General features: G+C 67.2%; 30 protein-coding genes and 1 riboswitch. Of the genes, 17 read left to right on the top strand and 13 right to left on the bottom strand.

Annotated features, from left to right (window positions below):
• Positions 1 to 21: 21 nt before the first annotated feature.
• Positions 22 to 378 (bottom strand): hypothetical protein, encoded by a 357-nt coding sequence (locus AC5RVZ_RS29775; protein ID WP_494069325.1) that lies wholly within the window; start codon positions 376 to 378, stop codon positions 22 to 24.
• A 414-nt stretch (positions 379 to 792) separates the two neighbouring features.
• On the opposite strand from AC5RVZ_RS29775, the gene AC5RVZ_RS29770 reads away from it, so the two are divergent.
• The 3 genes from AC5RVZ_RS29770 (at position 793) to AC5RVZ_RS29760 (ending at position 2,916) form a co-directional block, all read left to right on the top strand.
• Positions 793 to 1,251 (top strand): ferritin family protein, encoded by a 459-nt coding sequence (locus AC5RVZ_RS29770; protein WP_494069219.1) that lies wholly within the window; start codon positions 793 to 795, stop codon positions 1,249 to 1,251.
• A 2-nt stretch (positions 1,252 to 1,253) separates the two neighbouring features.
• Positions 1,254 to 2,069: a family 1 encapsulin nanocompartment shell protein gene (locus AC5RVZ_RS29765; protein WP_494069218.1), complete on the top strand. Its 816-nt coding sequence runs from the start codon at positions 1,254 to 1,256 to the stop codon at positions 2,067 to 2,069.
• A gap of 196 nt (positions 2,070 to 2,265) precedes the next feature.
• Complete coding sequence (locus AC5RVZ_RS29760) at positions 2,266 to 2,916, top strand: SDR family oxidoreductase (RefSeq protein ID WP_494069217.1); 651 nt, start codon at positions 2,266 to 2,268, stop codon at positions 2,914 to 2,916.
• Positions 2,917 to 2,970: 54 nt separating this feature from the next.
• Here the strand turns inward: AC5RVZ_RS29760 and AC5RVZ_RS29755 are convergent, their stop codons facing one another.
• Positions 2,971 to 3,273 carry a DUF4193 domain-containing protein gene (locus AC5RVZ_RS29755; protein WP_493979582.1) on the bottom strand — a complete coding sequence of 101 codons (303 nt, stop codon included), beginning with the start codon at positions 3,271 to 3,273 and terminating at the stop codon, positions 2,971 to 2,973.
• A gap of 209 nt (positions 3,274 to 3,482) precedes the next feature.
• Positions 3,483 to 4,232 carry a M50 family metallopeptidase gene (locus AC5RVZ_RS29750; RefSeq protein WP_494069216.1) on the bottom strand — a complete coding sequence of 250 codons (750 nt, stop codon included), beginning with the start codon at positions 4,230 to 4,232 and terminating at the stop codon, positions 3,483 to 3,485.
• Between the two features lie 72 nt (positions 4,233 to 4,304).
• Between AC5RVZ_RS29750 and AC5RVZ_RS29745 the strand changes: the two genes are divergently transcribed.
• Positions 4,305 to 4,919: a GyrI-like domain-containing protein gene (locus tag AC5RVZ_RS29745; RefSeq protein ID WP_494069215.1), complete on the top strand. Its 615-nt coding sequence runs from the start codon at positions 4,305 to 4,307 to the stop codon at positions 4,917 to 4,919.
• A 225-nt stretch (positions 4,920 to 5,144) separates the two neighbouring features.
• The gene (locus AC5RVZ_RS29740; protein ID WP_494001699.1) at positions 5,145 to 5,573 is read left to right on the top strand and encodes a DoxX family protein; all 429 of its coding nucleotides are present in this window, start codon (positions 5,145 to 5,147) and stop codon (positions 5,571 to 5,573) included.
• Between the two features lie 315 nt (positions 5,574 to 5,888).
• Here AC5RVZ_RS29740 and AC5RVZ_RS29735 read toward each other — a convergent pair whose 3' ends face one another.
• A complete protein-coding gene (locus AC5RVZ_RS29735) occupies positions 5,889 to 6,551 on the bottom strand; it encodes a helix-turn-helix domain-containing protein (RefSeq protein ID WP_494069214.1) in 663 nt (220 codons plus the stop codon).
• A gap of 269 nt (positions 6,552 to 6,820) precedes the next feature.
• On the opposite strand from AC5RVZ_RS29735, the gene AC5RVZ_RS29730 reads away from it, so the two are divergent.
• Entirely contained in the window at positions 6,821 to 7,240 is a 420-nt protein-coding gene (locus AC5RVZ_RS29730) for a MarR family winged helix-turn-helix transcriptional regulator (RefSeq protein ID WP_494069213.1), read from the top strand.
• Positions 7,241 to 7,270: 30 nt separating this feature from the next.
• Here the strand turns inward: AC5RVZ_RS29730 and AC5RVZ_RS29725 are convergent, their stop codons facing one another.
• A complete protein-coding gene (locus tag AC5RVZ_RS29725) occupies positions 7,271 to 7,747 on the bottom strand; it encodes an acyl-CoA thioesterase (protein ID WP_494069212.1) in 477 nt (158 codons plus the stop codon).
• 152 nt (positions 7,748 to 7,899) lie between these two features.
• On the opposite strand from AC5RVZ_RS29725, the gene AC5RVZ_RS29720 reads away from it, so the two are divergent.
• The 3 genes from AC5RVZ_RS29720 (at position 7,900) to AC5RVZ_RS29710 (ending at position 9,026) form a co-directional block, all read left to right on the top strand.
• Complete coding sequence (locus AC5RVZ_RS29720) at positions 7,900 to 8,175, top strand: hypothetical protein (RefSeq protein WP_494069211.1); 276 nt, start codon at positions 7,900 to 7,902, stop codon at positions 8,173 to 8,175.
• A 108-nt stretch (positions 8,176 to 8,283) separates the two neighbouring features.
• On the top strand, positions 8,284 to 8,682 hold the full coding sequence (locus AC5RVZ_RS29715) for a YidH family protein (RefSeq protein WP_494069210.1): 399 nt from the start codon (positions 8,284 to 8,286) through the stop codon (positions 8,680 to 8,682).
• Positions 8,682 to 9,026 (top strand): DUF202 domain-containing protein, encoded by a 345-nt coding sequence (locus tag AC5RVZ_RS29710; protein WP_494069209.1) that lies wholly within the window; start codon positions 8,682 to 8,684, stop codon positions 9,024 to 9,026. Before AC5RVZ_RS29715 ends, AC5RVZ_RS29710 begins: the two co-directional genes overlap by 1 nt.
• 94 nt (positions 9,027 to 9,120) lie before the next feature.
• Here AC5RVZ_RS29710 and AC5RVZ_RS29705 read toward each other — a convergent pair whose 3' ends face one another.
• Positions 9,121 to 9,528 (bottom strand): YchJ family protein, encoded by a 408-nt coding sequence (locus AC5RVZ_RS29705; RefSeq protein ID WP_494069208.1) that lies wholly within the window; start codon positions 9,526 to 9,528, stop codon positions 9,121 to 9,123.
• Positions 9,529 to 9,530: 2 nt separating this feature from the next.
• The gene (locus AC5RVZ_RS29700; RefSeq protein ID WP_494069207.1) at positions 9,531 to 10,202 is read right to left on the bottom strand and encodes a TetR family transcriptional regulator; all 672 of its coding nucleotides are present in this window, start codon (positions 10,200 to 10,202) and stop codon (positions 9,531 to 9,533) included.
• An 80-nt stretch (positions 10,203 to 10,282) separates the two neighbouring features.
• Here AC5RVZ_RS29700 and AC5RVZ_RS29695 point away from each other — a divergent pair, with 80 nt between their 5' ends.
• Positions 10,283 to 10,780 carry a CarD family transcriptional regulator gene (locus AC5RVZ_RS29695; RefSeq protein WP_494069206.1) on the top strand — a complete coding sequence of 166 codons (498 nt, stop codon included), beginning with the start codon at positions 10,283 to 10,285 and terminating at the stop codon, positions 10,778 to 10,780.
• Between the two features lie 212 nt (positions 10,781 to 10,992).
• Here AC5RVZ_RS29695 and AC5RVZ_RS29690 read toward each other — a convergent pair whose 3' ends face one another.
• Positions 10,993 to 12,051 (bottom strand): App1 family protein phosphatidate phosphatase, encoded by a 1,059-nt coding sequence (locus tag AC5RVZ_RS29690; protein WP_494069205.1) that lies wholly within the window; start codon positions 12,049 to 12,051, stop codon positions 10,993 to 10,995.
• 187 nt (positions 12,052 to 12,238) lie between these two features.
• Between AC5RVZ_RS29690 and AC5RVZ_RS29685 the strand changes: the two genes are divergently transcribed.
• From AC5RVZ_RS29685 to AC5RVZ_RS29675, 3 genes are all read left to right on the top strand, one after another.
• Positions 12,239 to 12,634 (top strand): SRPBCC family protein, encoded by a 396-nt coding sequence (locus AC5RVZ_RS29685; protein ID WP_494069204.1) that lies wholly within the window; start codon positions 12,239 to 12,241, stop codon positions 12,632 to 12,634.
• Between the two features lie 258 nt (positions 12,635 to 12,892).
• On the top strand, positions 12,893 to 13,297 hold the full coding sequence (locus AC5RVZ_RS29680) for a DUF4383 domain-containing protein (protein ID WP_494069203.1): 405 nt from the start codon (positions 12,893 to 12,895) through the stop codon (positions 13,295 to 13,297).
• A 100-nt stretch (positions 13,298 to 13,397) separates the two neighbouring features.
• Positions 13,398 to 14,648 carry a hypothetical protein gene (locus AC5RVZ_RS29675; protein ID WP_494069202.1) on the top strand — a complete coding sequence of 417 codons (1,251 nt, stop codon included), beginning with the start codon at positions 13,398 to 13,400 and terminating at the stop codon, positions 14,646 to 14,648.
• A gap of 165 nt (positions 14,649 to 14,813) precedes the next feature.
• Here the strand turns inward: AC5RVZ_RS29675 and AC5RVZ_RS29670 are convergent, their stop codons facing one another.
• Positions 14,814 to 15,530 (bottom strand): NADPH-dependent FMN reductase, encoded by a 717-nt coding sequence (locus AC5RVZ_RS29670; protein WP_494069201.1) that lies wholly within the window; start codon positions 15,528 to 15,530, stop codon positions 14,814 to 14,816.
• A gap of 280 nt (positions 15,531 to 15,810) precedes the next feature.
• Positions 15,811 to 16,320, bottom strand: a complete 510-nt coding sequence (locus AC5RVZ_RS29665) for an Lrp/AsnC family transcriptional regulator (RefSeq protein ID WP_494069200.1) — start codon at positions 16,318 to 16,320, stop codon at positions 15,811 to 15,813.
• 132 nt (positions 16,321 to 16,452) lie between these two features.
• Here AC5RVZ_RS29665 and AC5RVZ_RS29660 point away from each other — a divergent pair, with 132 nt between their 5' ends.
• Complete coding sequence (locus tag AC5RVZ_RS29660) at positions 16,453 to 17,700, top strand: NAD(P)/FAD-dependent oxidoreductase (RefSeq protein ID WP_494069199.1); 1,248 nt, start codon at positions 16,453 to 16,455, stop codon at positions 17,698 to 17,700.
• Positions 17,701 to 17,779: 79 nt separating this feature from the next.
• Positions 17,780 to 17,992 (top strand): FitA-like ribbon-helix-helix domain-containing protein, encoded by a 213-nt coding sequence (locus AC5RVZ_RS29655; RefSeq protein ID WP_494069198.1) that lies wholly within the window; start codon positions 17,780 to 17,782, stop codon positions 17,990 to 17,992.
• Between the two features lie 189 nt (positions 17,993 to 18,181).
• On the opposite strand, the gene AC5RVZ_RS29650 is transcribed toward AC5RVZ_RS29655, so the two are convergent.
• The 3 genes from AC5RVZ_RS29650 to AC5RVZ_RS29640 all read right to left on the bottom strand — a co-directional run bounded on the left by AC5RVZ_RS29650 (position 18,182) and on the right by AC5RVZ_RS29640 (position 20,496).
• On the bottom strand, positions 18,182 to 19,492 hold the full coding sequence (locus AC5RVZ_RS29650) for an Nramp family divalent metal transporter (protein WP_494069197.1): 1,311 nt from the start codon (positions 19,490 to 19,492) through the stop codon (positions 18,182 to 18,184).
• 330 nt (positions 19,493 to 19,822) lie between these two features.
• Entirely contained in the window at positions 19,823 to 20,326 is a 504-nt protein-coding gene (locus AC5RVZ_RS29645) for a PIN domain-containing protein (protein ID WP_494069196.1), read from the bottom strand.
• 20 nt (positions 20,327 to 20,346) lie between these two features.
• Positions 20,347 to 20,496 carry a hypothetical protein gene (locus AC5RVZ_RS29640; protein WP_494069195.1) on the bottom strand — a complete coding sequence of 50 codons (150 nt, stop codon included), beginning with the start codon at positions 20,494 to 20,496 and terminating at the stop codon, positions 20,347 to 20,349.
• A 29-nt stretch (positions 20,497 to 20,525) separates the two neighbouring features.
• A riboswitch (SAM riboswitch) is annotated at positions 20,526 to 20,648 on the bottom strand.
• A 221-nt stretch (positions 20,649 to 20,869) separates the two neighbouring features.
• Between AC5RVZ_RS29640 and AC5RVZ_RS29635 the strand changes: the two genes are divergently transcribed.
• Together AC5RVZ_RS29635 and AC5RVZ_RS29630 are read left to right on the top strand one after the other, a co-directional pair.
• Positions 20,870 to 24,454 (top strand): TM0106 family RecB-like putative nuclease, encoded by a 3,585-nt coding sequence (locus AC5RVZ_RS29635; RefSeq protein WP_494069194.1) that lies wholly within the window; start codon positions 20,870 to 20,872, stop codon positions 24,452 to 24,454.
• A 228-nt stretch (positions 24,455 to 24,682) separates the two neighbouring features.
• On the top strand, positions 24,683 to 25,312 hold the full coding sequence (locus tag AC5RVZ_RS29630; protein ID WP_493979557.1) for a superoxide dismutase: 630 nt from the start codon (positions 24,683 to 24,685) through the stop codon (positions 25,310 to 25,312).
• Positions 25,313 to 25,379: the final 67 nt, after the last annotated feature.

The raw sequence follows: 25,379 nt of genomic DNA, 5'->3' as shown, positions 1-25,379 counted from the left end.
AGTGGTCAGTTGGTTGCCTAACTACCCAGCACCGTTGTTGTCGCAGGCTTGCTGCATGGAGGCCAGGGCGTCGGCCGGAATCTGGTCGCCGGACTCGGCGATCTGCGACATCGGCCCGGTGATCTCGGCGGGAACGCCGGCTGCGTCGGCGGCAGAAACCAGACCCCCGAGCATCTCCTTTTCCTTTGGACCGATGCTGCCGTCCTGAATCGGGGCACACACCTGCTTGACTGCTTCCCCGACCGCTGCGTTGGCCAAGTTGGACGCGGCCTGACTCACGGCCTCGGAAGCGGAATTAGCGGCCTGGTCGACGGCGTCGGAGGCGGCCTGCTCGACCTGCGCACAGCCGGTGGCAAGCAGAGCGACGAGCGGCAGCATGAGCAAGGCGGAGTATCGGCGATTCACCCTGCAACTTTACTATGCCGCGGTAGCGTTCCCGATAACGCGTCGGCGGCACCGGGGCGTTCCCTAGCGGTCCGCCGTGAACTCGCCGGCCGCGACGGGCCGTCCCTGTGGTTCTTCATGGATTCTTCCGGTGGGTACTGAGTAGGGCCTAGCGCGGATTTCACCGGCAGAAGCCCTACACGATGGGGCAATCCCAGCGCCCGGAAGATGGCCGATCCTGGCCGGCCAGAAATAGACAAGAACGCAGCAGTTCGGTCGATCTATGTCTACGCCTAACGGTCATACAGTAGCCAGGCCCACTCCCGGGCCTTCAGGCCGTCAAAGGTAGTCAGCCGGCGGGGCCGTGGCTACGCTGGCAGAGAGGCACAACCTCACGGAGGAATCCAGATGGGCTTTGACCAGTACCACGAACCCGCCGCAGAGCTCTCCGCCGAGACGCGGACCTTTGCGCGTATGTGCGCAAACCTGACAGAGGAGGCCGAGGCCATCGGCTGGTACGAACAACGGATGTCGCTGGAGAAGGACCCGGAATCGGTCGCCATCATGGAGGATTCCCTGGCGGAGGAGTTCAAACATTTCAGCATGGACCTGGAGTTTCTCCTCCGCAGGAAGCCTAAATGGCGGCAGATCGCCCGGGGCACCCTCTTCCAAGACGGCGACATTGTGGCCAACGGCGGGGCGGCCGAGGCAGCAACGGCTGCCGGCACGGACGAAACTGTAGTCCCCGCGCCCGGGCCGGTCGGCCGGCCTCCGTCGGGTGCGTTAACTCGTACGTACCCTCGCCGGAGGCGAGCCGGTTCTGATTCGTCCCTGGGAATCGGCAGCCTCAAGGAGGACTTCTCATGACCATGGATCACCTGCTGCGCGAGCACGCCCCCATCTCAGACGATGGGTGGGCGCTGTTGGACCGGGAGGCCAAGGAGCGGCTCACCGTTGCGCTCGGGGCCCGCAAAATGGTGGATTTCGCTGGTCCGTTCGGCTGGGAGTACTCGGCGACAAACCTCGGCCGCACCGAAAGCATCACGGGTCCGGCCCTGGCCGACGGCGTGGCGACGCGACGGCGCGGGGTGCTGCCCCTGGTGGAGATGCGCGCACCGTTCAAGGTTTCCCGGCTGGAACTGCTTGACCACGACCGGGGCGCGGCCGATGTGGACCTCACGGACTTGGCCGAGGCGGCGATGCAGATTGCCATTGCGGAGAACGCGGCCGTATTCCATGGCTGGAGACAGGTGGGCATTGAGGGGGTCACGAGCGCCACCCCGCATTCGCCGGTTCCGCGCGTGAATGACTTCAATGACTACCCCAAGCGTATTGCCAAGGCCGTATCAGCGCTGCTCCAGGCCGGCATCGGAGGTCCGTTCGGCCTGGCACTCGGCCCCGGGCACTACACGGCCGTGGTGGAGGCGACCGAGCGCGGCGGCTACCTGCTGTCCGAGCACCTGCGCAAGTTGCTGGGCGGTCCGATTGTCTGGGCGCCGGGAGTCCGCGGGGCGATCGTCATGAGCCTGCGCGGCGGAGATTTCCTGTTCGAATCCGGCCAAGACCTCTCGGTGGGCTATGACCGGCACGACGAAGAGTTCGTGTACCTGTACATCGAGCAGTCCTTCAGTTTCCGGGTGGCCACGCCGGAAGCCGGGATCCATCTCACCGGCAGCGACGGCTAAGACGGCGGAATCTGAGGGCCGGGCTCGCGGCGGGCCTAACCAGCGGACCAGCCCACCGGGCAGGCGTCAACGCGGAGCCAGCGCAGAATGAGCGCGCCTGGCGCCGGTTACGGCCGCGCCGCCGTTAAAGAGCCGACCATTCGCCGCCACCTGACTCCGCGCCTAGATTGGGTTGGACCACACCGAAAGGAACCCCATGTCACGCATTGCCATTTTCGGAGGCCACGGCAAGGTCGCGCTGCACCTGTCCCGCATCCTCACCGCGCAGGGCCACGAAGTCAGCTCCATCATCCGCAATCCGGACCACGTCGCCGATGTCCGGGAAACCGGTGCGGTGCCGGTGATCGCCGACGTCGAGAAGACGACCACCGACGACCTGGCAGACCAGCTGCGCGGCCACGACGCCGTCGTCTGGTCGGCCGGCGCTGGTGGAGGCAATCCAGCCCGGACCTATGCAGTGGACCGGGACGCAGCCATCCGGTCGATGGACGCGGCCGTGGCGGCCGGGGTGCAGCGCTACATCATGGTGTCTTATCTGGGCGCCGGCAAGAACCACGGCGTGCCGGAGGACAACGCGTTCTTCCCCTACGCCGATGCCAAGGCCGCCGCGGACGACTACTTGAAGTCCACATCACTGGACTGGACAATCCTGGGGCCGAGCTCGTTGACGCTGCAGCCCGCGACCGGGAAGATCCAAGCCGGACCGGGTACTCCTGGCGGTGAAGTGAGCCGCGAAGACGTTGCAATGGTGGCGGCCGAAGTGCTGGCCGTTCCTGCCACGGCAGGCAAGGTGATCGAGTTCATCAACGGCGGCACGCCGATCCGCGAGGCCGTCCGAAGCGTGTGATTTAACCACAGAACCCCGCGCTGGTCCCAGCGCGGGGTTCGGAAGATTGGGGATTTAGCCTTCGCAGTCGCGGCAGTACTTCTCGCCGTTCTTTTCGCGGGCTACTTGGCTGCGGTGACGGACGAGGAAGCAGGAGCCACAGGTGAATTCGTCCTCACGGGGAGGAACAACCTGAACCACCAGTTCTTCACCGGAGAGGTCGGCACCGGGCAGATCGATGCCCTCGGCGGTGTCCGAGTCTTCGACGTCGATCAGCGCGGTCTTCGCACCACCGGAGCGCTGAGCCTGAAGGGCTTCGAGCGACTCATTATTGTTGTCGTCGTCCTTGTTGCGCGGTGCGTCGTAATCGGTTGCCATCGGGGTTTAAAACTCCTGAAGTTCTCGTTGTTTTGACCTATCTGCGAGCGCCCATCATAGCTGCTGTTCCACAGATTTCAACATCGGTCAACAACGTCTCACACACGGCGATAATTCCCGTGCACCGGCGCGGTTCCAGCGGGCCCCCAAGGCGAATGACATTGTTGTGAGCAGGGCCACTCCAGAAGACCGAGGGGGCCGGGACTCCGTTACAGAACCGCCAGCGGGACGACAGCGGCCGCGGTCGCCACGGCAGCCGCCCAGCAAAGCAGGATGACCACCGCGAACCCGGCCAGCCAGAGCGCGGCCGGGACACCGGTCCGGCGCGCCATGATGAATGCGTCGGAATTGGCCAGCTGGTGCCGGCGCCGGGTGTGCACGCTCACCAGATTCAGCCAGTCCCGCACGGCCCCCACCAGAAGCCCGACGCCGATGGCGAGCGTCAGGTGCCCGAGCCACTCCACCGGCGCGAACCACACCAGCAGCTGAGCGCTCACCGCCAACCCCACGGCGATGACGACGCCCTCGAGGTTTCGGATGAACAGGAGCGTTGCCAGCAGCAGCAGCGCGCTGACGGACAGGGCGGCACCGGACCAGCCGCCGAAGGCGGCCCACACCAGCGCTGCCCCGACCAGCGCGGGCACCGGGTATCCCCAGAAACCGGTCCAGGCCGCTGCTGCCCGGCCCGCCCCGCGACTGATCATGGCGCCGGATTGGTCGAACCGCAAGTGGATTCCGCGCACCAGCCGCCCCGTGGCCAGCGCCGCGAACGCGTGTCCAAGCTCATGGATCGCTGTGACGAACAACCCGAAATACCGCCAACTTGCTCGGGGCACCGACAACAGCAGCGCCGCGGCCAGGATGGCCGCCAGTTCCGGCACTCCGGCTTGGAGTGGTTCACCGCGCATGAACCCGGCGGCGATCCTGGTCCACCATTCGGCGGCGAATTGCTGCAGCATGTTCCTCGTTTCATCCGTGACTAGGCGATATAACTGAACCACACTGCCCACTGCCCACCACCGGAAAGCTGCATGGACAAGCTGGATTTCAAGAAGGACCAAAAGGAGCTGTACGCCCCGGGCAAGGACTTCCAGCTGGTTACCGTACCGCCCATGCAGTTCCTGCAGGCGGACGGCCACGGCGATCCGAACACGGCAGCCGCGTACGGGCAGGCGGTCGAGGCCTTGTACGCAGTGTCCTACACGCTGAAGTTTGCCAGCAAGAAGCAACTCGGGCGCGACTATGTCGTCGGTCCGCTGGAAGGTCTCTGGTGGGCGGAGGACATGACCGCCTTCACCCGGCGGGCCAAGGACGAGTGGTCGTGGACGATGATGATTCGCCAGCCTGACTGGCTGGAGCCGGAGCACATCGAAGACGCGATGCGGCAGGCGGCAACCACAAAGGATCTTCCCGCGGTGGAATCGCTCCGGCACGGATCGCTGGACGAAGGGCTAAGCGTCCAGGTCATGCACGTGGGTGCGTACGACGACGAAGGACCGATCTTGGCCCGCCTGAGGGATGAATTCCTACCGGCCAACGACTTGGAACCGAACGGGCACCACCACGAGATTTATCTCGGCGACCCGCGCAAGACCCAACCGGCCAAGCTCAAGACAATCCTGCGCCAACCGGTCCGCCGCGCCTGAGCTTAAGAGGGCATGCTCTCTGGCGTCTTGGGTTCGGGACGGACAGCCCGTGCGGTCCGGCCAGCCGGGTCATAGGGTTTTGCCCGCCTCGTACGGTCAGCCAAGACCCGAAAGTTGACACTTCAACCTAATTGCTGTCAATATTTGATTGAAGCGTCAAGTTATTGATGCTTATCGCTCGTTCCAGACGGCCGATCCTCTGACCATTGAAACGGTGAAAACATCATGACTAATTCCGCTTTGACCACCACTGCACGCACAGTTCTTCGCGTCGTCCTGGGCTTCCTCTTCGTCGCCCACGGCTGGCAGAAGTTCAACGAATGGACCATCGCCGGCACCCAGGCCGCCTTCGGCCAGATGGGCATCCCGGCTGCCGATATCGCCGCACCGATCGTGGCCGGCCTGGAGCTCGCCGGCGGCATCGCCCTGATCCTCGGCCTGCTGACGCGGCTCGTGGCTGCCCTGTTGACGCTGGACATGCTCGGCGCCCTGGTGCTCGTCCACGCCCCCGCCGGCGTCTTCGTGGACGGCGGCGGCTACGAACTGGTGCTGCTGCTCGGCGCCGCAGCGCTGGCGCTGGCCCTGGTTGGCCCCGGCCGGATCTCCGTGGACCGCGCCGTCTTCGGCAAGACGAAGCTGGCTCCCCTGGCCTAAGTTCTGAGGTTGCCCGGCGGAACCTCGCCGGGCAACGCCGGAACGGGCGGACACCGAAACGGGCAACCCCCGGATCGAGCGGGCGCCCGAATGGGCGAACACTGAAACGGGCAGGCGCATCCGAAAGGCTGCACCTGCCCGTTTTGCCGTCCCCGGCTGCAGCCGTTGGTGCGACACCGCCCGCGGTGCCGGGGAAATTGCGACAGCAGCGGCCGCGGTTTCGTTGTCGGAACGCGTCCGGCCGCGTGCCCCCTGTGCACAGCGCACGGATACCACCTCAACCCGCCCGCGCCGAGCGTACGGCGGCGTGTGACGTTAGGCGGCCCTCAGCATGGCTGGCGGGCCGCCTTGAGCGCCCGTGTCCGGTTGACGGTCCGTGTCCGCCGGTGCATGTGGCGCCAGGCCCCGGTCGGCGAGGACTCCGGAAAGCAGGTCGGCGGGGGCTACAAGCTGCAGGTCCCGGTCGGCGGGACCCACAGAACGTAGCTCGTCTGCGTCAATATACTGCAGGCCCCGATCGGTCAAGCCGACAGAACGCCGGCCGGCCGAATCTGCATCCTGCCGCCCCCTGCCGGCGGGGTTCCCAGAAGCCACGCCCTGTGCCAACGGCGGAAGGGCGGGCGCGCTGCCGCCAAGGCCGGAAAAGTCCGGATCGGCCGGCGGCGTCTCCCCGCCGGTCAGTTCTTGCTGTGCACGGCCAGCGGGTTGCGCGGCCGATGGCGTGGACTGAAGATGCAGCACGGCCTTTCCTTCGGCCGCCGCCAATTCACGGTGCACTGCTGCCAGGAAGGCGGCCAGTCCCGACCCCAGCGACGCGCAGACTGCCGCCAGGATCTCCGAGGAGGCCTCCTTGCGGCCGCGTTCAATCTCCGAGAGGTACTGAAGGGACACGCCGGCCCGGCTGGCCACGTCGTCGAGGGTCCGCCGCTGGCGCCGGCGCTCCCTGCGCAGCACCGCCCCATAGACGTCGCGGAGCAAAGGCGGAGGCCCTGAACCTGGACCGCGGTGAAGCTTCTGAGGTTCGAGCACGGCGGAGCTCCCTTCTGGCTGCTTCCATCGTAGGAAGCGGCGCCGTCGGCGTCAGCAGGGTCTGCTCTGGGCAGAAAGCGGCTCCGTCTGCGCCGGACCCCACCGCGCGCCCCAGAATGCGAGCCATGCGGGCCCCGGGGTGTGCTTTTGCCTTCGGAGCGGCGGCGTGTCCGGCAATCTCAGTCGATCAGCCGCGCGGACCCTTGTAGGGTGGCGGCATGGCACCTCTACGACCTATCGGTTATTGGCTGAAGCTCGTTGACCGGCTGCTCGACGAGCAGTTCATCGAGACCATGGAGGAACACGGCATCACCCGCCGGCAGTGGCAGATGATGAACCTGCTCGCGGACAAGCCATCCACCGCCGGCGAACTCGCGGAAGCCCTGGGGCCTTTCATCCCGGAGGAAGAGGGCGAAGGCCCCCAGGAACCGGTCGAAGAGCTTGTGGAAAGCGGCTGGGTCAGCGCCGAGAACGGCCACTATGCGCTGACCGACACCGGGCGGGCCAGCCTGGCCTCACTCGGCGAGGTGGTCGATCGCACGCGCGCCCGTATGGCGGACGGCATCAGCGAGGAAGAGTACACAGCCACCCTCGACGTGCTGGAGCGGATCGCCCGCAACCTCGGCTGGGAGGGCTAGGCACGACGGCGGCCCATCGCCGTCGTCGTCTCAGCCGAAGTTGGACTCCCCCAGGTAGGGTTCCAGGATCGATCGCTGGCGCTCATTCAGGCGCAGCAGTCGGCCTGTGTCCGTGTGGAAGAACGCGAGCGTGGTTTCGGCCAGCACGCATTGCTCGGCGGTTACCGGGTCCATGATTCGGTAGGCGATGGTCAGGCTGGCGCCCTTGATCGCGCTGATCCAGACCTCCACGTGTGCCGGGATGTTGCGGTAACTGAGCGGCCGGACGTACTTCACCCGGTGCTCCGCCACCAAAGCCTGGGTGGACTCGGGCAGGTCGGAGAAGACCGGCAGGTCCACCTCGAGCCCGGGACCGCCGGTGCCGGCCGGAGGCCCGAACGCGTGGATGCGTGCTTCCTCGAGGATGCGCAGGATTTCCACGTTGTTGATGTGCCCGTAGGCATCCATGTCTCCCCAACGCATCGGCACGTTGCAGGTGAGGCGCTGGGCGGAAGGTGTCTGAGTCATCGCCCGATTTACTTTACCGGCCGTTTACGCTGGGGAAACCGTTTGGCATTCCGCATGGTGAACCCTATAGTGGGAGGGCGCCACAGGGTGTGACGCGCAACACAGGTCTCGTGATGAACACATACAAAACAGAAGATACAGCCAGCAACACTGTGGGATTCGACGTTTGGGTGGACGTCGAATTGCACATAGATACCGAGTTGGGACTCATCCAGTTCTGCCTCGAGGGGGAACGCGTTCTGGGGTGGTCCGACGATATTGACGCCATCGCTGCGGCTGCCGCGGATTCCGGCGGCGCCGCCCAGTGGTGCGAAAAATACTCCAAACTCCTGGTGCCGAGTTCGCGCAAGGGGTCGGGCAACCGCTTCTTCACCGTGGCCCGCATGGACCAGGACAACGACGACGACAGGGACCTGCCGGCGGCCTGACGCCGTCTGGCATGTGACGTCGCCGTCGCGGCCCGTCCTGCCGCGCCACCACCTGCCACGTGACGTCGCCGTCGCTGCGCCTGCTGCGGACTTCGTTACCATGAAGCCGTGCCTACTTCTTCGCCCCCGCCCAGCCCGGAACGCGGCAAACTCGCCGACAAACTGCTCCGCGGCGGCACCGAACCCGACCCGCGGTTCACGCTGGCCAACGAGCGTACCTTCCTGGCGTGGATCCGCACCTCGCTGGCGCTCCTGGCCGGCGGCATCGCGGTGGAGGTCTTCACCGGCGGCGTCTTCGTCCCGGAAATCCGCAAGACCATCGCCATCATCCTCCTGGTCCTGGCCATGGCGATCGGCGGCGGCTCGTTCTTCCGCTGGCTCAACGTCGAGCGGGCCATGCGCCACAAGACTCCCCTGCCGCTGCCGCTAATTGCCCCGATCCTGGCGGTAGGCGGCGGTGTGGTGGCGGCGCTGCTGGTGGTGTTCGTCGTCCTGCGGCCGTCCTGATGCGACGCGCCCGTGCCGTGCCGGAGCCGGAACACCACGACGCCGGCCTGCAGCCCGAACGCACGTCCCTGGCCTGGAGCCGGACCACCCTGGCCATGATCGTGGCGACAGCCATGTTCCTGCGCTGGATGCCGGAATACGGCTGGTTCACCGGGACCCTGGTCGGTGTGGCGTTGTGCACGGCGTTCGGCATCTACATCACGCAGAAGCTCCGGTACCGTCGGGCGGTCTCCGGCGTGGCCGACGAGAGGATCCACGCCGACGCCGCCGCGGCCGCCTGGGTTGCCGGCAGCGTGGTGGTGCTCGGCGCGCTCGGCATCTATGCCGTCCTGTTCCTGGACTGAACAACGACGGCGTCCGCCCGATCGCGCTCGCGCGGGCGACTGACGGACGGCCCGGGTGGTATCAGCGGCTCGTCTCGGCCGGGCTGCGCCGGAGTCAGGCTATGGCGTCGCGGTAGACCCAGCGGCCGTCCTCGCGAACGAAGGTGCTCTTCTCCTGCTGCGTGCGGTCCCGGCCGCCCTCGCGGTAGCCGGCGCGGAATTCCACGGTGCCCGCGCGGTCGGATTCGCCGCCGCGGACGGTCTTGAGGATTTCCAGTCCGGTCCAGTGCAGCGCGGGGTCGAGCTCAAGCTGCGCGGGCCGCGTTTCCGAGTGCCACGTGCGCAGCAGATAGGCGGCGTCCCCGGCGACGAACGCCGTGTAGCGCGACCGCATCAGCGCTTCCGCCGTCGGCGCCTCCGCCTCGCCGCGGTGGAACGGCCCGCAGCACTCGCCGTACGGCCGGCCGCTCCGGCACGGACACGGCGTCGTCGTCGTAAGGGCCGAGGTTTTTGTGTTTCGCATGGTCAGTGGGACAGCTGCAGGGCAGCCGCGTAAATGTCCGGCAGGTTGTCGTTGCGGCCAGCCTCGCGCCGGGCCACCCAAACCTCGAAGGCAACCCGGACCACTGCAGCGCAGGTCTCGAACGCCAGCCTGATCTGCAGGTCGCTCACCCCGTCGCGGCCGAACCGGTCCATCAGGGCCTCCACCAGCCCGGTTGTCCGGGTGGCATTGTGCTTAAGCATGGCCGCTTTAAGCAGGGGCTCCTTGCGGATCAGCTGGTTGACGAGCAACATGCGGCGGGCTGCCGGGGCGTCGTTGTCCGCATACCCCTGCATGACCTCTTGGTAGACGCGCTCAAGCTCTTCGCGCGGGTTGCCGGCCGGATCGATCGTGAGCAGCCCGGCCTCGAGCGCGGCGTCAAAATCCTGATGCGCCGGCAGCGCGGCTTCTTCCTTGCTGGTGAAGTACCGGAAAAACGTGCGCTGGGAAATCCCGGCGGCGTGGGCAATGCCGTCCACCGTGGTGGCATCCACACCGTGTTCCCGGAACAGATGCAGCGCGGCCTCGCTGATTTCCGTCCGGGTCTGGCGCCGCCGTCGCTCCCTCAATCCGGGTGCAGCGACAGGGAGCTCAGCCGTGGTCGGGCCGGGCACATCGGTTCTGGAAGCGCCGCTGGTCGGCGTTTTCTGTGGCATAGCAGCTTCCAAGATACCCCATATTTGAGTATTCGCTGCCAATGTGGCAGTATCTGCCATAATGGCATGAAAGGGCATCAATGAACATTAAAGTTGGCGACACCCTCGTCTATCCCCCACACGGCGCTGTTACCGTGACCGATCTCCGGACCCGTCCGTTCAAGGACTGCCAGACCAAGTTCGTTCAGTTCCGCGCGCATCACGACGGCCTACTGATCGAACTGCCGCTGGGCAACGCGGAAACGGTCGGCGTACGCAAGGCCATCAGCAAAAAGGGCGTCAAGGAAGTCTTTGCGATCCTGAAGGCGAAGGTGCCGGAGGATCAGGAAAACTGGTCGCGCCGGTTCAAGGCCAACCAGGAAAAGATCAACAGCGGCGACATCTACCGGGTCAGCGAAGTGGTCCGCGACCTCTCGCTGCGGGCCATCGAACGCGGCTCCTCGGCCGGTGAAAAGCACCAGCTCGAACAGGCCATGCGGATCCTGTCCTCGGAGCTTGCGCTGGCCGAAAAGACTGACAACGACACGGCGCGGGCCATGATCGAAGCCGTTTTCGGCCCGGTGGAGGCCACCGTTTAACAGGCCGCGCCCGCAGGTATGACGTCCGGGCACTGCCGCTTGACGGCGCCCCGCTCAATAACGAGCGGGGCGCCGTCGTCGTTAAAGGTTTCCCAGCCGTGGGGCGGCGTCCTCGTGAGAGGATTCCCAGCTGCGGGGCGCCGTCGTTAGAGGATTCCCAGCTGCGGGGCGCCGTCGTTAGAGGATCCCCAGCTAGTGGGGCGCCGCCTTCGTTAGAGGATTCCCAGCTGCTGAAGCTGGTTCGCCAGGCCTTTCCCGTCGGAGGCGTAGATCCACGGGATGCTGCGCGCGGGTCCGACCGGGCCGTCCTGTGAACGGCCGCCGGCCAGTACGGCTTCGCTGACCGACAGCTGGCGGATGGCGATGGCCGCCACGTGCTCGGGATAACGCAGCGCAAAGCCGGCGTAGATGGCTTCGTCGTGCTGGCCGTCGTCGCCAATCAGCAGCCACTTGATCTTCGGGAATTCTTCGGCCAGCCGCCGCAGCTGGTCCACCTTGTGCATCTGACCGCTGCGGAACCAGCGGTCCTTCGTCGGCCCCCAGTCGGTGAGCAGCAGCGCACCGTCCGGATACATGTTCCGGGACAGGAACCGCGCCAACGTCTGGGCAACGTTCCAGGCACCGGTGGATAGATACAAGACCGGGCTCCCCGGGTGCTCGCGCGTAACCCGCTCCAGCATCACCGCCATGCCCGGCGTCGCGTTACGCGCATGTTCATCCAGCACGAAGGTGTTCCAGGCCGCGAGCATCGGGCGGGGCAGCGCCGTGACCATGACCGTGTCATCGACGTCGGACACCACGCCGAAACGGGTGTCCGGCGGCACCACGTAGACCGCGGCTTCCACCGGTTCCGAGTCCTCGCACCGCAGCGTGACGGTGTGCCAGCCCGGAGCCAGGCTCACCGAAACCTTGGCGTCCACCACGCCGCCCCGGTCGGCCACCACCTGGTGCTCGATGCCGTCGGCGTGGATCGCCACCCGCGCGTTGGCCACGGGCGGGCTGATGAAATTGCGCCAGCCGCGGATGCCGTCGGCCACGAGCTTCGAGGGCATGCGGCCGTTGTCGAAGGCCCCGGGCCGCGCCATCACGACCCGGGCCAGCACGCGGACCCAGCCGTCGGTACCGTAGCCGGTGAACGGCATGACGGTGGCCACGTCGCCGCGCTGCCGTGCCCGCCGTTCCCGGACCGCCTGCCAGCGGTCTTCGAGGCGCATGCCGATGTGGGCTGCCTTCTCCTGGAGATCGTCGCCGTTGCCGGTAATGGATGCCATGGTCCAAGTCTGTCATGCAGCCGCTTTCCGGCTCGAACCCGCGGCAGCGCGCCCCGCGCGCCGCCGCGCGCCGCCGCGCGCCAATCACGGACCCTCCCGACGGCATCGCGAGCCCGCGGTTCCTCCCGGCGGTGCCGCCGCCTCCCCGGGTCTTGCCCGCGTCGAAGCGAACCTGAAGACTGGCCACATGACGTTTGCATCGCGGCACATCAGCATCGCCATCAACCGCCCCGCTGGAGAGGTCTACGAGTTCGCCGCCAAACCCGAGAACATGCCGCAGTGGGCCGCCGGGCTCAGCTCCTCCATCGGTGTGGTCGACGACGCCTGGGTCGCCGAGACCGACGATGGGCCGGTGCGGGTCACGTTTACCGAACGCAATGAGTTCGGCGTGCTGGACCACTACGTGACGTTGCCGTCGGGCGAATCTGTTTACAACCCGCTGCGCGTGCTCGGCAACGGCGACGGCGCGGAGGTCGTGTTCACCCTGTACCGCCGTGACGGCATGGACGAGGCGGCGTTCGAAGCCGATGCCGCGGCCGTGGACCGGGACCTGCACACGCTCAAAAGGCTGCTCGAGGCCTAAACCGGCCCCGGTTCCGGACCACCCGAGAAGCCGCGACGACAGACTGGCGGGCCCACCGCCGTCGTCATTTTTTCCCGCCACAGCGGGCCAACGGACGTAAACTGAAAGCGCTGGTTCTGACGTCAGATGCGCCCCTACCAACAGCCGGGTTGTTACTCGACGAAGTTTCAAACTCATTGTCTGGGAGGAGAAATGACTACCGCATCACCGCATGCCCATCACGCACACGTCTCGCGCGGAAATGTGCGTAATGCCGCGATGACTTCGGGAATTGTTCTCTTTGTGATCGGTGTGCTGGGCTTCATTCCCGGCATCACCATGGAGTACGGAGAAATGGCTTTCGCCAGCGGCTCCGGCGCCATGCTGATCAACGCGTTCCAAGTGTCCATGCTGCTCAACATCGTCTACCTGGTGGTAGGCGTGGTGGGCTACATCATGAGCCGCACCACCAGTGGTGCCCGGGACTTCCTCATGGGAGCGGGCATCCTGTACCTGGCGATGTGGCTGTACGGCCTGATCGTCGGCCCCGGCGAATCAGCGGCCAACTTCCTGTCCACCAATGCAGCCACCACCTGGCTCAACTTCGTCCTGGGCGCCGTGATGCTGGCCCTGGCCATCGCCTACATGGTGCGCCACCGGGACGAGGCGCGCGAGGCACGCTAACCGAAACCGCCCCGCCGGGTTTTCGGCGGACGGTTCGCTGCGGACCCCAGTCGACATGACTGGGGTTCGCTGACTTCCGGGGCCATCGGATACTGGCTCCGTGATACTCATGATCCTGTGCGGCGTGCTGGTGACCGCCGGGCTGGCCGCGGTGGCCTTCCGGGGCGGGGAGCGGTTCCAGCCTCCGCCGGGCCGTGACGAGGACCTGCGTCGGGCCGACGGCGCCCCTGTCCTCGACCGTGGCACTGACACGAACGACGACGGCGCCCTCGTGTTCGACGCCGGCACCCACGGGAACGACGACGGAGCCTTCGTCCTAGACGGCGGCGGTCACGGGAACGACGAGGGAGCCCTCGTGCACTACGGCGGCGCAGTCGTGGACGACGACGGTGTGCTCGTACTGGACGGCGACACCCACGGGAACGACGACGGTGCGCTCGTACTCGACGGCAACACCCACGGAGACCGCGACCGTGCGCTCGTCCTCGACGGCGGCACCCCCGGGAACGGCGACGTAGCACTTCTGCGCCGCGGCCGTGCCCTGCCCAGCGGCGGCGGTGCACTCCTGGCGCACGTTGCGCGCAAGGTGCTGTGGTGGGCGACAGTGCTGCTGGTTGCAGGCGGGGTGGCCGGGCTGTGCATGGCGGGCGCCGGCGGCCGGTTGATCATGCGCCTGTTGGCGGTGACGTCGCCGGAAGACGACGGAAGGCTGACCGATAACAACCAGACCATCGGGGAGATCAGCCTGGAGGGGACCGGGGGCTTCGTCCTGTTCGGCGTGGCCATCGGTTGCGGAACGGCACTCCTTTACGGCCTGGTGCGGCGGTGGTTGCCGGCGGGCCCGGCCGGTGGAGCTGCCTTCGGGCTGTTGTTGTTATTAGTACTCGGCACAGTGCTTGGGCCGTTGCAGCCGGACAGCCGGGACTTTGAGGTGGTTGGCCCTGGCTGGCTCTCGATCGCGGCCTTCTCCGCGCTGGCCATTGCCCACGGCATGCTCGTCGCGGTGGCCACGGCTTGGCTGTCCCGTCGCGTCCCGCTGCTTCGGACGGCCAAGGACCTGCAGTGGTATCTTCCGCTGCTGCTCCTACTGGTCCCGCTGGGCGGCGCCAGCGTGGTGGTCGCGGCCTGGATCGTCGCCGCCATCGCCATGGGCTGGGCACTTGCAGCCCTCAGGTTGAAGTTCTTCTCGGACCGGTTTCCGGGGCGGCATGCGGGCTCGGGACGGCGGGAAGAGCTGCTGCAGCGGAGGGTCCTGCTGGGCGGACGCATCGCTTTGGTGGTGTTGGCCGCGGCCTGCACACCCGGTTTCGTCATCTCCATGGCCACCATCCTTGCGGCCGAGCGGGGGTAGTCCACCGACTGCTTCGGCGGGTTCAGCCGACGGAACGGTGCCGGCCCCAGAGAACAGCACCGCCCCCGCCGGATGGGGAAACGGCGGGGGCGGTGTTGGCGGCCCGGAGGCCGGCGGCAGGACAGCCCGCCGAACGGAGACGGCGGGCGGGCCGGGCTTGGGGTACTAAACGGCGGCGTCCTGCGGAGTGCGGATGGTGGCGAAGCCTTGTGCCCACAGCACAAGCTGGTCGATCATCGGAGCGAGCGTGCCGGCATTCTGCTCGGTCGGCTTGAACTCGGAGAAGTTCTCGAAGTCGGTGAACAGCGAGAACATCACCTGGTTGCGGACCACGGCCACCTGCAGCTCGGCCAGCATATTGCGCAGGTGTTCGGCAGCGCGGACGCCGCCCATCGAGCCGTAGGAAACGATGCCGGCAGCCTTGTTGTTGAACTCGACGTTCAGGTAGGACAACGCGTTGGCCAGGGCGGACGAGACGGTGTGGTTGTATTCGTTGGCCACGAAGACGTAGCCGTCAAACTCGCTGATCTTGGCCGACCAGGCCTTGGTGTGGTCGGCCTGGTAGTTCTGGTACGCGGCCGGGTAGGCCTCGTCCAGCAGCGGCAGGTTGAAGTCGGCGATGTCGACGACCTCAAAGGTGGCGTCCGTCCGGGAGGCCAGTTCGGCGGCGACCCAGTTGGCGACGGAGTCATTGACCCGGCCCGGGCGCGTGCTGCCGGTGATGATGGCGATCTTGGGGAGGCCGGCGACGGCTTCGCTGCTAGCGGCCTCGACCGGCTGGGCGACGGGTGCATCCGTGCGGGGCTCCGCAGCGGAGGCCGCGGGGTTGGCGGCAGACCGGCGGGCGCTGGACTTGCTGAAAAGATTCTTAAACCAGGACATTGCAGCCTTCGATTGATTGCTTGAGCTTTCAACTATCCTATCCGGCCGAAGAATGACATGTCAACAAAGGTGCACACAGCCCGCTCCGAGGGATGGGTGAGCGGCTGGAATCCGCCCTGAATCCGGGCCAGCGCGCGGTGCAGAGGCGGGCCTCTTCCGGGGGTTCCGCAGTCAAGGTGCGGGCGTGCTCCGGAAAGCCGGGGAGTTGCGCGAACTGGTGCCGCGGCTGCACTCCGGCTAGGCAGGGTACGGGCGTGCTCTGGAAAACCGGCCCCGCGAATCAGGGAGCGAGCGAACTGCCGGGCGGGCGGACGTGTTCGAAGATGACCGTGGTATTCGTGCCGGCAACCTCGGGGCGGACGCTGAGGTTGTTCGCGACCAGGTCGCGCAGTGCGTTGGAGTCCGCCACGGCTACATGGATCAGGAAGTCGCGGTCGCCGGTCACGAAGAAGATCCCCTCTACCGCGGGCAGGCCTGACAGGAAGTCCTTGAACTGGGTCAGGTTCGACCGCGCGTGCGCCTGCAAGCGGATGGAGATCAGCGCCTGCAGGCCGCGCCCCACGGCCGCAGGGTCCACGTCGGCGTGGAAGCCGCGGATCACGCCGCGTTCGCGCAGGGAGCGGATCCGGCTCAGGCACGTCGAGGGGGCGATGCCGGCGGCCGCCGCGATGGCGTTGTTGGGGGTGCGGGCGTCGGCTTGGAGCATCTCGACGATCAACCGGTCGATGCGGTCCAGCCCCGACCCCGCGGGAGCCCCGAACGGGCGTCGAAGATCGTTCGATTCGGCCATGTGATCGCCACCACTTTCTGAACTTACTGCCTGCATGCCTCACTCTTACAGAATCTTCTCCTAACCGCTTGAGAAACGGGTAAACATTCTTCAGGATGGGTCCGAGAGAAGAGTCGACCCGAGGAGCACACGATGTACTCTCGCGCACACGCCCCGAGCACCGCTGTCGTCGTGGGTGCAGGCATGGTTGGCTTGGCCACCGCCTGGCATCTGCAGGAACGCGGCGTGGAAGTCACCGTTCTGGACCGATCCGGCGTCGCCGCCGGCGCCTCGTGGGGCAATGCCGGCTGGCTCACCCCTGGCATGGCCATGCCGTTGTCGGACCCGACCGTCTGGACCTACGGGCCCAAGGCGCTGGTTGACCCGACGGCGCCGCTGCACATTCCCGCCCGCCTGGACCCGCAGTTGTGGAAGTTCCTGGCCCGCTTCGCGCTGCACGGCACGCAGAAGGCCTGGGACCGGACCATGGCTGCGCTGACGCCGATCGACAAGATGGCGCTGGAGAGCTTCGATGAGTTGACCGATAACGGCGTCGAATCGTGGACGCGCAAGGGACCCTTCATCGTCGGTTTCGAGGAGGAGAAGGAAAGCCGCCACTTTGTGCACGAGCTGGCCAGCGTGGAGAAGGCCGGCCAGTCCGTCCCGCTGAGCCGTCTGGACAACCCCCAGGTCAAGGTGCCGCAGCTGTCCGCCGGCGTCTCGACGGTGTTCGAACTGGAAGGCCAGCGGTTCCTTGAGCCCGGCCCGTTCGTCGAGGCCCTTGCTGCATCCGTGGTGGCACGCGGCGGGAAGATCATCTCCGGCGCCGAGGTCCGCTCCCTGCGCCACGGCCACACCGGGATTTCGGTGGAGACCTACGCGCATGAGCCGTTCCACGCCGACGTCGTGGTGCTGGCTACCGGCGCCTGGCTGCCCGATCTCGCCAAGCCGCTGGGCGTTCGCACCATGGTGCAGGCCGGGCGCGGTTACTCGTTCAGCGTGGCCACCGACCAGCCGGCCGAGTTCCCCATCTACTTCCCGGCGCGCCGCGTGGCCTGCACCCCCTACGAGGGACGGCTGCGCATCGCCGGAACCATGGAGTTCCGCGGCCCGGACGAACCGCTGCAGACCGGGCGGATCGACGCGATCCTGGCCGCCGTGCGGCCGCTGTTCACCAACATGGACCTGGAGCACCTCGAGGATATCTGGGTTGGGCCGCGCCCGGTCACGCCCGACGGGCTGCCGCTCATCGGCGCCACCCGCTCCCCCGGCGTGTACGTTGCCGGCGGGCACGGGATGTGGGGCATCGTGCTGGGTCCGGCGACCGGCAAGCTGCTGGCCGAACAGATTGTCACCGGCCGGGTGCCCGACGAGATCCGGCCGTTCGACCCGCTGCGCTGACGGCCCGCTGACAGCTCGTCGGGGCGGGACTAGTATGGGCGGCACTTGGGGCGCAATGCTCCACGGGAAGGTGGCTGTCATGGAATCGCTCACGGTGCCCGAGCTGGACGCGCGGACCATGGAAGGACTCCGGATCCTCGCCGATACGCACCATCGCTCACCCGAAGCTGAGGCCCGGGCGATTCTTGTGCAGGCAGTCCGTGGGCTGGGCGAGGCGGACGAACTCCTGGCCTCGATCATTGGCGACGACGATTCGGCCGACGACCGCAAACGCCGGACCGGCCGGGAGTAGGCGAGCTCGATGCCGCGCGGCACCCGACCGCGCAGGCAGTCGACGCGCTAAAACCGCGCCGGCGCCGTCGAGCGCACAAAACCGCGCCACCGCCGCCCAGCGCTCAATACCGGGCGCCCGTCGTCGTCGTTGCTTAAACAAGCGCTGCCCCGCACCGAAACGGTACGGGGCAGCGGAGCCTGCGGGAAATTAGCCGCCGAAGAGCGGCGAGACGGAGTTCCACAACTGGTAGACACCGAGGACCACGAACAGCAGGGCACAGATGCCCAGCGCGATGTTCGTGTGCAGGCGGTTGGCCCATTCCTTCGGGATCCGCTTGCCGTTGAGCAGGCCCAGCAGCGTCAGCGCCAGGAACGGCATGAACAACGACCCCAGTGCGCCGTAGAGCAGGATCAGCGCGATCGGCTTGCCCAGCATGAACAGCAGCATGGGCGGGAACGTCAGCCAGAGGACGTAGAACTTGAAGTACTTGCCGCCCACGCGCGTGTCCGGGTGGCCGGACTCCTTCTTGCGCATGTTGCCCCAGAAGTCGGCGAACATCAGGGACACGCCGTTCCAGACGCCGATGATGGAGGAGAAGGAGGCGGCCCAGAAACCGACCAGGAAGCCGGTGCCGACCACGTCTCCGTACTCATCCTTGAGCACCCCGTACAGGTCCAGCAGTCCTTCGTCGCCGGCGCTCAGCGAAACACCCGCGGTGCGGACCACCTCGGCGCCGACGATCAGCATGGCGATGACGAAGATGCCGGTCATGATGTAGGCAACGGAGTTGTCGATGCGCATGACGCGCATCCACTTGGGCGTGTGCCAGCCCTTTTCGCGCAGCCAGTAGCCGTAGGCCGCCAGCGTGATGGTGCCGCCCACGCCGCCCGCGAGCGCCAGGGTGTAGAACACCGCGCCCTCTTCCTGCGGGATCATCGGCACGAGGCCGCCGATCATCTCCGGGATGTTGGGCACGGCGATGACGGCCAGCCCGACGACGGTGACGAACATCAGCCCGACGAAGAAGGCGGTGATCTTCTCGAAGGTGGCGTACTTGCCGAACCAGACCATGACAAATCCGGCCAGGCCCATCATGATGGCCCAGGCCCACAGCGGCAGCACCGGGAACATCGCGGCCAACGGCAGCGCTGCCGATGACATTGCCGTGGCACCGTAGACGAAGCCCCAGATCATGATGTACGGACCGAAGTACCAGGTGGTCCAGCGGCCCAGCGAGCGCCAGCCCTCGAAGATGGTCTTGCCCGTGGCCAGGGTAAAGCGTCCGGCACCTTCAACCAGGATGATTTTCAGGATGACGCCGACGATCACCGCCCAGAAGAGCCCGTAGCCGTAGCGGGACCCCGCCACCAGCGTGGCCACCATGTCCGCGGCGCCGACGCCCGTGGCGGCGACAACGAGACCGGGACCGACAATCTTCCACTTGGCGGGAGCACCGCCGTCGTTATCCACCCGTGCAGCGGCATCGAGCGTGCCCGGGGCATTGTTCTCAGTGGCCATGAGCCATGTATTCCTTACCGTGATGGAGCTTGTCCGCAGAAAAGAGGGGGCAAGAGTGCCGCCCGTCACCGGACCCCGTCTAGTTTCTCACGCGTTCTGAACGCCCGGTCGGTACATAGCCGAGGGGGCCACTCGCGGTACCGTTCGGCGCAGCCCAGGCACCCTTCGGCGGGAAAGTCACGTGCGATTGTGGCCGTTCGCATAGGCGGTGCGGTGGGTTACGGGGGCTCGGGGCGCGGCGCGGGGTGCGGCTCGGGGGTGCGGCTCGGGGGTGGTGCTCGGTGCTCGGTGCTGGGATTGCGGTGTGCTCGGGAAGCAGATGCTGCAGGCCTAAGGGCGGGCCGCCGCCCAGGGGTCGCAAGCTTCGACCGCAAGCCGCCGATAGCCCTCGGCATTGCCGGACACCACGGTCAGGCAGTGCCTGGAGGCGGTCGCGGCGATCAGCGACTCGACGGCCGGCACATCCTGGATGGCCAGCGGCGCCCAGGCCTCGGCCACCTGCTGGTCCACCGGCAGGATAAAGGCCGAAAAGCGCGCGGTCAGCTCGATCAGCCACGCGTCGGCCTGCCCGGTCAGCGCGGCGTCCTGGGTGCTCAGCGCGCGCAGCTCCCCCAGAGTCAGGGCGGAGATGTAAACCCGGGAGCGGCGCCGCCGCCGCAGGAAGTCGAAGACGGCGGGGGCCGGGCTTTCGCGCCTGAGCTCGACCACGACGTCGGTGTCCAGCAGCAGCCCGCGGGCCCGCCGCGGTCCGGAAGCTGCTGCCGGCGCCTGCGCGGCTGCGGGAGTCCGAGGTGTCGGCGCGGCCGGCGCCTGCGCGGCTGCGGGGGCTTTCACTGTCGGCACGGTCCGCGTGGTCATTGCGCCGCGGCGATGTCGTGCTGCTGCCCGCGGGCCTGCCGTGCGGCATCCAGCAGGAAGTCCACGAAGGCCTCGCGCGCTGCCGAAACCTGTTCGTAGTCGGCCAGGCTCAAGACCTGGAGTTGCGGGGAGGGAGGGATGTCCATGGCAGCCGGCGCCGGGCGCCGCGTCCTTTCGCGTGCTCTTGCCCGCATCGGTAGCCAAGGGCTGATGCAGGCCGCTTCGTCATCCGAACCACCCAACGAGCGTGGGGTTGGTATGTGGCCAAGTCGGAGCTTGGCGGCCACAGTTCTTGAAGCTGTTGGCAGTATAGCCAGACCGGCCGCCTGACCATCGGAGACCGCGGTCACATCGCGTAACAGGGAACCCCGGCGCCGAGCGGCTGCCCCTTTTCGCGAAAATGTCGGTGCCGGACGGTAGACCTATAACTGCCGGCAGGCACCGGCTGGCGGCGGGATATCGTTGGGGGGACCCGCCGCCGGCCGGGTTGGCACCTGCGCACCTGTTTGAGGAGGCACCGTGTTTCTGCTCGACTCCGAAGTCGACGGGGCTGACTGCGACCTGGTCTATACAGCCAGCGACCTCGTCATCGCCGCCCAGTGCGAGTACCAGCTGCTGCGCAAGCTGGACGAGAAGCTGGGGCGCTCCCTCGTGGCGGATTTTGGCCGCGACGAGATGCTCGAGCGCACGGCGGAATTGGGCGATCTGCACGAACACCGGGTCTTGCAGCACTTCCGCGACACCTTCGGCGCCGGCGTGGTGGAGATTGCCGAGACCCGCAGTTACACCCGGCAGGATTTGCAGGCCAAGCACGCCGAGTCGATCGCGGCGCTGCGCTCCGGCGCGGACGTGGTGTTCCAGGCGTCCTTCTTCGACGGCCGGTTCCATGGACGGTCCGATTTCCTGGTCAAGACCCACGACGACGGCGGGGCTGCCGCCTACGCCGTCTATGACACCAAGCTTGCCCGCCACGCCAAGGTCACCGCGCTGCTGCAGCTGGCCGCGTACGGGGACCAACTCCTGGCAGCCGGCATCGCGGCAGCTCCCAACGTGACGCTGGTGTTGGGCGACCGGCGGCACAGCAACCACAGCCTCACCGACCTGCTGCCGGTCTTCCGCGAACGCCGCACCAGGTTCCTAAACCTTGTCACCGCACACCGCGAACAGCCGGACCCGGTTCGTTGGGGGAATGAAAGGGTCACCGCCTGCGGGCGCTGCAACTACTGCGCCGAACAGGTTGAGCTGCACCGGGACCTGCTGCTCGTCGCAAACATGAGCACGCTGCGCCGGCGCAAGCTCCGCGCGGCCGGGATCTTCACCATCGACCAATTGGCCGCCCTTGAACTTCCACCCGGCGACTCACCTGACGGCGCGCTGGCCCGGCTCCGAGACCAGGCAAGGATGCAGACCGGCTCTGCCAAGCCCGACGGCCGGGTGACCTACCGGAAGGACGGCGCGGAACACGAGGTTTCGTACCGCGTGCTGGAGCAGCACACCCTGTCCCGCCTGCCTGCGCCCGACCCCGGCGACATCTACTTCGACTTCGAGGGCGACCCGCTGTGGCAGGACGAGGACGGCGTGTGGGGCCTGGAGTACCTTTTCGGGGTGGTGGAAAACCCGACGGCTGCCGGCACGGCCCCGCCCTTCAAGCCCTTCTGGGCACACAGCCGCGCCGGCGAACGGCAGGCGCTGGCGGACTTCCTGAAGTACGTCGCCGATCGGCGGCGCCGGTATCCGGGGATGCACATTTACCACTACGCCAACTACGAGAAGGCCGCATTGCGCCGGCTGTCGCTGCAGCACCTGGTGGGTGAGGAAACCGTCGATGACCTGCTGCGCGAGGGCATCCTGGTGGACCTCTACGACACGGTCCGGCACAGCCTGCGGATCTCGGAAAACTCCTACAGCATCAAGAAGCTCGAGCCCTTGTACATGGGAGACAACCTGCGGTCCGGCGACGTCAAGGACGCCGGAGCCTCCGTAGTCGCATACGCCCGCTACTGTGCGGCCCGGGACGCCGGCAACGACGCCGAGGCAGACACGGTCCTGAAAAGCATTGCCGACTACAACGAATACGACTGCCTCTCCACGCTGGAACTGCGCAATTGGCTCCTGCGGTTGGCGGCCGAGCGCGGAGTCGTGCCGGGGCACAGGGCCGCCCCCGCGGCGGCCGCTGCCTCCGCCGCGAACGGGACGTCGGCCGCCGACGACGAGCCGTTGCCGCCGGAGGAGCGGCGGCTGCAAGACTACGTCGAGGCTGCCGCCGACAGGGCCGCCCGCCGCAACGAAACGCTGTCCGCCGACGAACAGGCCGTCGCCATGGTCGCGGCATCGGTCGGCTACCACCGGCGGGAAGCGAAGCAGTACTGGTGGGCGCATTTCGACCGGCTCGATGCCCCGGTCGAGGACTGGGCGGATACCCGCGACGTCTTCACCGTGGATGCCGCGCGCGTCGTTTCCGAGTGGGAGAAGCCGACGCCGCGCAGCAACCCGGTCCGCGTGCTGCGGCTCACCGGCAGACTGGCACCCGGATCCACCATCAAGGAAGGCAGCCTGCTCTGCCGGCTCTACGACCAGCCCTTCCCGGCGTTCCTCTGCGACCAGAACGACGGCGTCAATCACCGCGCGTACTGGTTCGGCGCCGAAGTGCTTGAACTGGGGGCCGACGGGGAGAAGGACACGCTCCTGGTAAAGGAGCGGCTGCCCCGCGGTGCCGACGAGTACAACGAGCCGCCGGTGGCGCTCACACCCGACCAGCCGCTGCCCACCACCTCCATCCGGCAATTCCTCGCAGGCCTCGCCGCCGCGGTTGCCGGCACACTGCCCGGCTTCCCGGCCGACCCGGCGCTGGACCTGCTGCGCCGGCGCCCGCCGCGACTGGCAACGCTGGCGCGGCTGCCCGAGGTCCAGGACCACCCGGACGGCTATGTCGACGCCATCACCGCCGCCGTCGCAGACCTGGACGATTCCTACCTGGCGGTCCAGGGACCGCCGGGTACCGGCAAGACCTACGTCGGTTCGCACGCCGTCGCCCGGTTGGTGGCCCGGGGCTGGAAGGTCGGAGTCGTCGGCCAGTCGCACGCCGTGGTGGACAACATGCTGCGCGCCGCCATCGAGAAGGCCGGCGTGCCGCCGGAAGTCGTTGCCAAGAAACCCAACGGCGACCATGACCTGCCGTGGCCCAACCGGAGTACGGACGATGTGGCCCGGTTGCTCGCTTCCCCGGGGGGCGCGTTGATTGGCGGCACGGCATGGACCATGACGGGGTCTGCTGTGCCGCCGAAGTCGTTGGATCTGCTGGTCATCGACGAAGCCGGCCAGTTCTCGCTGGCCAACACGCTGGCCGTCTCCCGGGCCGCCAGGCGCCTGCTGCTGCTGGGTGATCCGCAGCAGCTGCCCCAGGTCACCCAGGGAACGCATCCGGAACCGGTCGACGTGTCGGCGCTCGGATGGCTCTCTGACGGCCATGCCACGCTGCCGCCGGAGCTGGGCTATTTCCTCGCCCTGAGCTGGCGCATGCACCCGGACCTGTGTCGGGCCGTCTCCGTCCTGGCCTACGAGGGGCGGCTCAAGTCGGCGCCGGCCGCCGCGCTGCGGCAGCTGGAAGGAGCCCCGCCCGGAGTGGAATGCGTGTACGTGAACCACCACGGCAACGCGACCTCGTCGCCCGAAGAAGCCACCGAGGTACTGGCCCAGGTCCGCCGGCATCTGGGCCTGCCCTGGCGCGCGGACGGCACGGCCCGGCCGCGCCCCCTGGCCGGAACGGACATCCTCGTGGTGGCACCCTACAACGCCCAGGTCCAGCTGATCCGCTCCGTGCTGGACGGCGCAGGACTGGCAGAGGTCCGGGTAGGCACGGTGGACAAGTTCCAGGGCCAGGAAGCGCCGGTCGTGATCGTTTCCACCGCCGTGTCAGCCGCGGCCGAGGCGCCGCGCGGCATGGAATTCGTGCTGAACCGGAACCGCAACAACGTCGCCGTCTCGCGCGGACAGTGGCGGGCGGTCATCGTGCGCTCGCGCGCCCTGACCGACTACTTGCCCGCCCGGCCCGCCGGCCTGGAGGAGCTGGGTGCCTTCGCGGGGCTCTGCGACTGCGCGGATTGACCCCCACCGCGCCCGCTCTCTGGAGGTGAAAATGTCGTCTCAGGGGGCAAACCGCCCGTCGGGCTGCGGATGCGGGGCTACGTCAGTGGCGAAATTCGCTACGGTGCCAGCCTCGGTCATGTTTGAATGAGGATTGGCAGCTTGGCGGGCCAACCACCCGTTGTCCGTGCCGGCTGGAAGTGTGCACTGAGTAGTTTTCCGCACAGTAATTCCGACGAGAGGAAGAACATGAGCAAGTACGAACTGCCCCAGCTCGACTACGATTACGCGGCCCTCGAGCCGCATATCTCGGCGAGGATCATGGAGCTGCACCACTCCAAGCACCACGCCACCTACGTGGCCGGCGCGAACACCGCGCTGGAGCAGCTGGCCGAGGCCCGTTCCAAGGGCGAATTCGGCAACGTGCCCAAGCTGTCGAAGGACCTGGCGTTCCACTTGGGCGGCCACACCAACCACTCGATCTTCTGGAAGAACCTCTCCCCGGAAGGCGGCGACAAGCCCACCGGAGAGCTGGCCTCCGCCATCGATGAGTACTTCGGCTCCTTCGACGCGTTCCGCGGCCACTTCGGCGCCGCCGCGCTGAGCCTGCAGGGCTCGGGCTGGGCCGTGCTGGCCTACGAACCCCTGGGCGGCAACCTGGTCATCGAGCAGCTCTACGACCAGCAGGGCAACATCCCGGTGGGCACCATTCCGCTGCTGATGCTGGACATGTGGGAGCACGCCTTTTACCTCGACTATGTCAACGTCAAGGCCGACTACGTCAAGGCGTTCTGGAACATCGTCAACTGGGCCGACGTCGCAGCCCGCTTCGACGCCGCCCGCGCCGGCGCTTCCGCGCTGATCACCCCGGCCAAGTAACACTGCCGGCCGTGCTCGGGCACGGGAGATAACTCAGGCACCGCCGCTGGGCCGGACAACCGGCCCA

It is taken from the genome of Arthrobacter sp. Cza30 (assembly GCF_059090765.1).
The sequence above is the reverse complement of the archived record's forward strand: the minus strand, read 5'-3'. Positions and strand labels throughout refer to the sequence as shown.